A 7,571-nucleotide genomic window follows, 5' to 3' on the forward strand; every position below is an offset into this window, starting at 1 on the left:
TTTCAGACGGCCTTTATTTTATATCAGCTTATCAGTGGCGGAAATGGCGGATGCCGGTTACGACCATGGCGATGCCGTGTTCGTCCGCTGCGTCAAAGACTTCTTGGTCGCGCATGGAGCCTGCCGGATGGATGATGGCTTTGATGCCCTGCTCGGCAATGACATCTACGCCGTCGCGGAATGGGAAGAAGGCATCGGAAGCGGCACATGCGCCGTTGAGGTCGAGATTGGCATCTTGCGCTTTGCGGGCGGCGATGCGGGTGCTGTCCACGCGGCTCATTTGGCCTGCACCGATGCCGTAGGTTTGGCCACCTTTGCCGAAGACGATGGCGTTGGATTTGACGTATTTTGCGACGTTCCAAACGAACATCAGGTCGTTCCATTCTTGCTCGGTCGGTTGGCGTTTGGAGACGACTTTCAAATCGGCGCGGTTGAGGCGGTGGATGTCGGGGGTTTGTACCAACAGTCCGCCGCCGACGCGTTTGAGTTCAAAGCGGTTGGCACCTGCTTCGAGCGGCACTTCCAATACGCGCACGTTTTTCTTGGCGGCGGCGATTTCGAGTGCTTCGGCGGTGAACTTCGGCGCCATGAGGACTTCCATAAATTGGTTGTCGGTAATTTGTTTGACAGTTTCGCCATCCACTTCGCGGTTGAAGGCGATGATGCCGCCGAATGCGCTGGTGGTATCGGTAGCGTAGGCGAGTTTGTAGGCATCCAAGGTATTGGAGGCGATGGCTACGCCGCACGGATTGGCGTGTTTCACGATCACGCAGGCCGGCGCGTCAAAGGATTTGACGGCTTCCCATGCGGCATCTGCATCGGCGATGTTGTTGTACGACAATTCTTTGCCTTGCAGTTGTTTGTAGGCGGAAAGGCTGCCTGCGGCTGGATAAATATCGCGGTAGAACGCGGCGCGTTGGTGCGGGTTTTCGCCGTAGCGCATGTCTTGCACTTTAATCCAGCTTTGGTTGAACTGGCTCGGAAATTCGCCGATTTGGGGCTGGCCGCTCAAGACGTCGTCTGAAAGCGAGGTCAGGTAGTTGGAAATCATGCCGTCGTATTGGGCGGTATGGCTGAATGCTTTGCGTGAGAGGTTGAAACGGGTTTTGTCGCTCAATGCGCCGTTGTTGGCTTCGAGTTCGGCGGCGATGGCCGGGAAATCGGCTGTGTCGGTAACGATGGCGACGTGTTTCCAGTTTTTCGCGGCAGAACGCACCATGGTTGGGCCGCCGATGTCGATGTTTTCAATCGCGTCTTCCAGTGTGCAGTTTGGTTTGGCGATGGTGGCGGCGAAGGGGTAGAGGTTGACGCACACGAGGTCGATATTGCCGATGCCGTGTTCTTCCATCTTGGCGACGTGTTCGTCCAAATCGCGACGGCCGAGGATGCCGCCGTGGATTTTCGGATGCAGGGTTTTCACGCGGCCGTCGAGCATTTCGGGAAAACCGGTATAGTCGGCAACTTCGATAACGGGAACGCCTGCATCAGCCAAGAGCTTTGCTGTACCGCCGGTAGAGAGGATTTCAACACCGAGCTTGGTCAGGGTTTGGGCAAATTCGACTGCGCCTGTCTTGTCGGATAGGCTGATCAGGGCGCGTTTGATGGAAGACATTTGGATTTCCTTTGTTGAAGGTTTAATCAGTATGGGATGAATTTTCAGGGCGGTATTATCCGCTATTTTCGCCTTTTTGGCAGTAGGTTTTTATAGATATTGTTGACAATTTTATTGTAAAAGGCCGTCTGAAACTCGGTTTCAGACGGCCTTTTGCTTTTGCCTATTTAAATCCCATTTTCTTTGCCACCCATACTGCGCCTGCCATGCCTGCACATAATGGCATGAGTAAGGCAACGGGGGCATAGGTGAGTTCTAAAACAAAGACGATGGCCGTCAGTGGCATTTTGAGGGAAACGCCAAGGAAAACGGCGGCGCCGACAACGGCCGCGCTTTCGGAGGACATTTCAGGGAAAACGCTGTTCCACGCGGATGCGGCGGCAAAGGCGATGGTACTGCCGAGCATCATGGACGGGGTAATCAGGCCGCCGTATGCGCCTGCCGCCAGCGCCATCAAGACGACCAGCCATTTGATGGCGGTCAGCTCAAGGCTGTGTTGCCAGTCGGTCATGCCGCCAAAGGTCAGTTGGTTGCCTGCTTTGCCGTTGCCCAAAATTTCGGGAAACCAAACGGCAATCGCACCGATAAGTGCAAACATACCGACGGCCAAGGGAATGATTTTGATGTTGTCGCGCTTGATGAAGGGGAACTTTTGGGCTGTGCGCTGGAAAAAGACGGCGGTTGCGCCCAGTATCGGGCCGATGATGACGGAAAACCAAAGTAATGATGTGTTGATGGAAAGGTTGGTCGGATGATATTGCTGCACGTCGCCCAAACCGATGCGTGCGACGGCGGTGGCGATGACTGAAGTCAGCAATGCGGCGGCGACTGCTTGCTGCGTCCATAAGCCAAGCATGGCTTCGAGGATGAAAAGTGTGGAGGCGAGCGGCACGTTATACACAGCCGCCAAACCTGCACCCGAGGCGCAAGCGATGACCAGCCTTGTGGCGTCTTCGCTCAACCCGAAACGGTTGACGCCTACTGAAGCAAAGGCGGCGGTCATTTCGCGCGGCGCAACTTCGCGGCCGAGCGGCGAGCCAAGCCCGACGGTAATGATTTGCAACAGGGCATGGCTGACGGTTTCAAAAAACGGAAAACCGGCGAGCGGATTTTTAACCACGGCTTTGATACTCGGTTGCGGCCTGCCGTAGCGTTTGAGCAACCACCACCCTAAGCCGACCACCGCGCCGCAAAAGGCCATCACGCCGATACGTCGCTCCGGACTTGCCTGCGCTACGCCCTCTCGGAATGAAACGTATAGGCCGTCTGAACCGTAACCATAGGCAAGATGTTGAATCGTATGCATGATTTCGGTTAATACAATGCCGACCATGCCGCCGATGATGCCGGTAATGATGAGGGCGGCCCAGAGTTTATGAGTGTCTTTCACGGGATTTGACTTGAGGTAGTAATGGTTTGATCAAAGCGTTTTTCGAGGGAACTATTGTCCGCCTAAGGGATAGTTTTTGGGGGCGACGTGGGTTTTGCCGTTATAAGGGAAAATATATTTCTGATTTTTATAATTTTTCTTTCCTGATACACCGCTGAGTTTTGCAATCAACGCCCATACGCCGGATACGGCAGGACGGTTTTTGTCAAAAGCAATTTTGGCTTCCAGGCTGACAAACGTGTCTTCGCAGAGGCGTTTTTCGCGCCCTTTATATTCATCGCAATTGCCGTAATATGCGCCGTTATCGTTACCGTTGATAATTAAGCTTTTACGGACACGGTTGCTATTATCGGTAAACAGGAAATTTTGCGAAGTCGTCGTGTCGCCTTGGCCTGTATAACTTGATTCGGCAACATAGCCCCAGTTTTGTGCGCCCACCTGAACAAACTTCCATTCCTTATTCTCCGGCGGCTCGCCCCATGCGCCGATTTTATCTTTTCCGTGCTGTTTGATTGCCCACTTGCCGTCTGCTTTCTCCAAAACAAACAATTCTGCCAGACCCGAAGAAGCATGGGCGTCCTGTTTTACTTTTTGTTCCATATCGTAGGCAAAACCTGTGTACAACACATAGCGCGCGGCTTTGCCGTTGCGTGTTACGGTATGATCGGCAACGGGTTTCATGCAATACATGATATTGTCAGATGCTGTCTCACTGTCTTTCGGCGGCTTGGCGAGCTGGCATTTGTGCGCGGCAAGCGGTCGGTTGTAATACTTGGCAATGACGGCCTGTACGGCGGCTTTGTCGTTATTGGGTGCAGCCGACGCCAAGATAGGGCAGGCAAGCAAAAGCAGGGAGATAATGCGTTTCATAGAAATTTTCCCAAAATGTTTTATTGAAAAAAGATACTGCTTACTTCAGGCCGTCTGAAACCGTTTTCAGACGGCCTTTTTGTGTTTGTTGCTGACACGCGCCAACATACCGGCGACAAAAGTGGACGCAATAACGACGGTAATGCCCATCGCAGACATAGCGCTTAAATGTTCGCCCAAAATTAACACCGCCATGATAACGCCGATGACAGGCTCAAGCGAAATCAGCAGGCCGGAGACGTTGGCAGGGACTTTGTTCATGCCTTTGTTCCACAACAGATAGGCAAGCCAACTGCAACCGATCCCCATATATAAAATCGACAGCGTACCGCCCCATGACCAGTTGATTTGATAACTGTCTGCCAACACCAGCGAAAACGGCAGACACAACACCGCCGCCACCGCCATGGAAGCCACGGTAAATGCAGGCGCACCGATGCGGGCAATCATCTGCTGGCTCGGTCGTATCACGCCTGCAAAACCCAATCCCGCAAGCAAAATCAGCAAACAGCCGAACCAATCAATCGTACCACCCTCTTCCGCGCCGCCCATTACCATCATGCCCACGCCGGCAAATGCCGCCGCACCGCAAATCCAGTGGTAAATTTTCGCTTTGTCGTTGAAAAAGAAATGACCGACAAAAACCACCAGCAAAGGCTCCAACCCTACCATGGTCACCGCGCTGGCGGCAGATGTATATTTCAAACCGATAAACTGAAGCATCAAAACGACAACGTAGTTGACAAAGGAAATCCACAACAACGGCTTCCACTCGCTCCGCGGAATCCTTCCCAAATGACGGCGGCACGACGGCAGTACCATCAACGCGGCAATCAACAACCGCGCCTCAACCATCAGCGCAGGGTCGATCATCTCGTAAGAATACTTGGCAGCGATAAACGAGCTGCCCCAAATCAGCAGGGCAAGTATTTGATAGAACATGGTCCGACCTTTTAAAAAGGGTTAATCGTTTCTTCTCTATATTTATTATTCAGACGGCCTGGAAGGTTGGCTTTTTTTATTTTGTCTGCGTCAGCGAATCCAAAAAGTCGAAGAGTTTGGCATTCATTTCACTGAAATCCGCCGCTTCGATTTTATCCGGATGCTGGACATAAGTTTGGGCTTGGCTTTGTTCGGCCACATTTTCGCGTCCGTCCGCCGCAATCAGCAGCCCGACGGCTTCACGGTCAAACTCCAAATGGGCCTGGAAGGCATAATGTTTGGGCGCAAAACGGATAATCTGGCGCGGACAGCCTTTGCTGGTTGCCAACACAACCGCCTCATCCGTCAAACCGGGCATATCGCCGTGCCAATGGCCGGTATTCAGGGTTTTGCCCAACAGGGAAACATGGGCATCCGCCAAACCTTCCGCCGTCAACTCAATCGGATAAATGCCGATTTCACGCTCAGGGCTGCGTGTGTGGCGCGTGCCGTAGGCAACGGATAAAAGCTGCGCACCCAAACACACGCCGACAATATATTTATCCGCCGCCATAGCCTGACGCATCAGGCGCAGCTCGGATTCGGGGTCGTAATACGGGAATGCCTGCCTGTCTTCATCAGGCGATTGCGGCCCGCCCATCACAATCAAAAAATCTATATCGTCCACATTGTCAGGCAGGGCTTCACATTCGTACACTTTGGTTGCACTGATGTCGTGTCCGCGCCATTGCGCCCATTTCAAATATGCTCCCGGCACTTCAAATGCCTCGTGCAAGATGAAATGGATATTTAATTTATTCGGATTTTGCATTGTTATTTCTCCTTCGACCGTCAGGACGGATTGCCCTGCCGTATTACAGCATACCGTGCTGTTGTAATTTTTTACGCAGGGTATTGCGGTTCAAACCCAAAATAACGGCCGCTTTAGACTGGTTTCCGCCGCATTGCTCCATTACGCAGGCAAGCATCGGCTTTTCCACTTGATGCAACACCATATCATACACGCCGCAAGGTTCCGTACCATCCAAGTCTTTGAAGTATTGTCGTAAGTTTTGTTCAATACATTGCGCAATGTCAGTCGTCGTTTGATTCATCGTGATTGTCTTTCTTTGGATTTGTTTTTAAATGATGAGGCCGTCTGAAACTCTTTAGCCTTCCCGATAATGGCATACCCAACGGTCGGTTTTTTCTGAAAGTATCTCAAGATAGGCGGCAAGGGTATCGTATTGTGCTGAGGCGCTGTCCAAGCGGTTGATTTCCCGGCGTGTTTGTTCGCCGTCGGGCATTTCATCGATATACCAGCCGATGTGTTTGCGGGCGATGCGTACGCCGGCGACTTCGCCATAAAATTCATGCATGGCGCGGATGTGGTTCAAAATGGTGGTATTGCATTCTGCCAAGCTCAAGGCCGGCGGCAAAACGCCGTGTTCGGCATAATGTTTTAAATCACGGAAAAGCCACGGTCTGCCTTGTGCGCCGCGCCCTATCATGATGCCGTCGGCAGCGGTTTGTTTGAGGACGGCGGCTGCTTTTTGCGGCGAAGTGATATCGCCGTTGACCCAAACGGGGATGTTCAGACGGCCTTTAGTTTCGGCAATCAGTTCGTAACGCGCTTCGCCTTTGTACATCTGCGTGCGTGTACGTCCGTGGATGACAAGGGCAGCGATGCCTGATTCTTCGGCGATTTTGGCAATAGTCGGCAAGTTTTGATGTTCATCGTGCCAGCCCAAACGGGTTTTGAGGGTAACGGGTACGTCCACCGCGTTGACAACGGCTTTCAAGATTTCGGCAACCAAAGACTCGTTTTGCATCAATGCGCTGCCTGCCTGAACATTACAGACTTTTTTGGCCGGACAGCCCATGTTTATATCAATGACCTGAGCGCCCAAGCCGACGTTATACCGCGCGGCTTCCGCCATCTGCTGCGGATCGCTGCCGGCAATCTGCACGGCCACCACTCCGCCCTCGCCTTCAAAATCGCTGCGGCGCAAGGTTTTTTTGGTATGGCGCAAGCTCGGATCGCTGGTCAGCATTTCGCATACCGCCCATCCTGCGCCAAACTCGCGGCAAATCCGGCGGAACGGTTTGTCCGTAATGCCTGCCATGGGGGCGAGTGCGATGGGGTTGTCAATGAAATAGCCGCCGATGTGCATGATGTTTGCGCCGAATTGAAAGGGCTGAAATTGTACAATTTTTAAGCAACTTTTCCAATCGTATTTACATGTTGCACAATGAAAAAGGCCGTCTGAAACTGAGTTTCAGACGGCCTTTTCAGCCAAAACATTTAAATAAACAGCATGACAACCATCCCCACTGCGTCCTGAATCATGGCAATAATCGGCCAAATCAGTTTGGCCAGCAGGCCGGTAAACAACAGGATCAGGATAATCCATGTGCCGTATGGCTCGATTTTACGGAACTGCATGGACTGTTTGGCATTGAGAAAGGTATCGATAAAAATACCGCCGTCCCAAGGCAAAATCGGAATCAGGCTGAATGCGACCCAAATCGAGTTCACCATCACGCCGTAACCGGCCATCTGCGCCAAGGGCGCTTGATAAGACTCAGGCACATACGCAGCAAGTACGACGACAAAGCCCCAAAAGAACGCCAAAATCAGATTGGCAATCGGACCTGAAATCGACACCCAACGCCACGCGCGGCGCGGATCACGGAAATTGCGCGAATCGATGGGCATAGGGCGCGCCCAGCCGAACAGAAAACTGCCAATCATCAGACACACCAGCGGCACGACAA

Annotated in this window: 8 protein-coding genes; all 8 read right to left on the reverse strand. The window is 52.5% G+C overall.

The features are described from left to right. Nucleotides 1-31: 31 nt before the first annotated feature. Nucleotides 32-1,612: a bifunctional phosphoribosylaminoimidazolecarboxamide formyltransferase/IMP cyclohydrolase gene (purH, locus tag Q1M25_RS06530; RefSeq protein ID WP_250615035.1), complete on the reverse strand. Its 1,581-nt coding sequence runs from the start codon at nucleotides 1,610-1,612 to the stop codon at nucleotides 32-34. A 163-nt stretch (nucleotides 1,613-1,775) separates the two neighbouring features. Next, entirely contained in the window at nucleotides 1,776-2,945 is a 1,170-nt protein-coding gene (locus Q1M25_RS06535; protein ID WP_300483151.1) for a chloride channel protein, read from the reverse strand. Between the two features lie 108 nt (nucleotides 2,946-3,053). Continuing rightward, the gene (locus tag Q1M25_RS06540; RefSeq protein WP_300483138.1) at nucleotides 3,054-3,872 is read right to left on the reverse strand and encodes a hypothetical protein; all 819 of its coding nucleotides are present in this window, start codon (nucleotides 3,870-3,872) and stop codon (nucleotides 3,054-3,056) included. A 66-nt stretch (nucleotides 3,873-3,938) separates the two neighbouring features. Further along, nucleotides 3,939-4,814, reverse strand: a complete 876-nt coding sequence (locus Q1M25_RS06545; RefSeq protein WP_036491959.1) for an EamA family transporter — start codon at nucleotides 4,812-4,814, stop codon at nucleotides 3,939-3,941. Nucleotides 4,815-4,890: 76 nt separating this feature from the next. Beyond that, the gene (locus Q1M25_RS06550) at nucleotides 4,891-5,625 is read right to left on the reverse strand and encodes a gamma-glutamyl-gamma-aminobutyrate hydrolase family protein (RefSeq protein ID WP_150536848.1); all 735 of its coding nucleotides are present in this window, start codon (nucleotides 5,623-5,625) and stop codon (nucleotides 4,891-4,893) included. 43 nt (nucleotides 5,626-5,668) lie between these two features. Further along, nucleotides 5,669-5,908 carry a Fis family transcriptional regulator gene (locus tag Q1M25_RS06555; RefSeq protein ID WP_003684241.1) on the reverse strand — a complete coding sequence of 80 codons (240 nt, stop codon included), beginning with the start codon at nucleotides 5,906-5,908 and terminating at the stop codon, nucleotides 5,669-5,671. 54 nt (nucleotides 5,909-5,962) lie between these two features. Next, nucleotides 5,963-6,967, reverse strand: a complete 1,005-nt coding sequence (dusB, locus tag Q1M25_RS06560; protein WP_300483145.1) for a tRNA dihydrouridine synthase DusB — start codon at nucleotides 6,965-6,967, stop codon at nucleotides 5,963-5,965. A 131-nt stretch (nucleotides 6,968-7,098) separates the two neighbouring features. Beyond that, nucleotides 7,099-7,571 (reverse strand): site-2 protease family protein (locus Q1M25_RS06565; RefSeq protein ID WP_300483148.1); only part of this gene is annotated, 473 nt, incomplete at its 5' end.

Origin of the sequence: uncultured Neisseria sp. (assembly GCF_951230505.1) — a bacterium.
Taxonomy (GTDB): domain Bacteria; phylum Pseudomonadota; class Gammaproteobacteria; order Burkholderiales; family Neisseriaceae; genus Neisseria.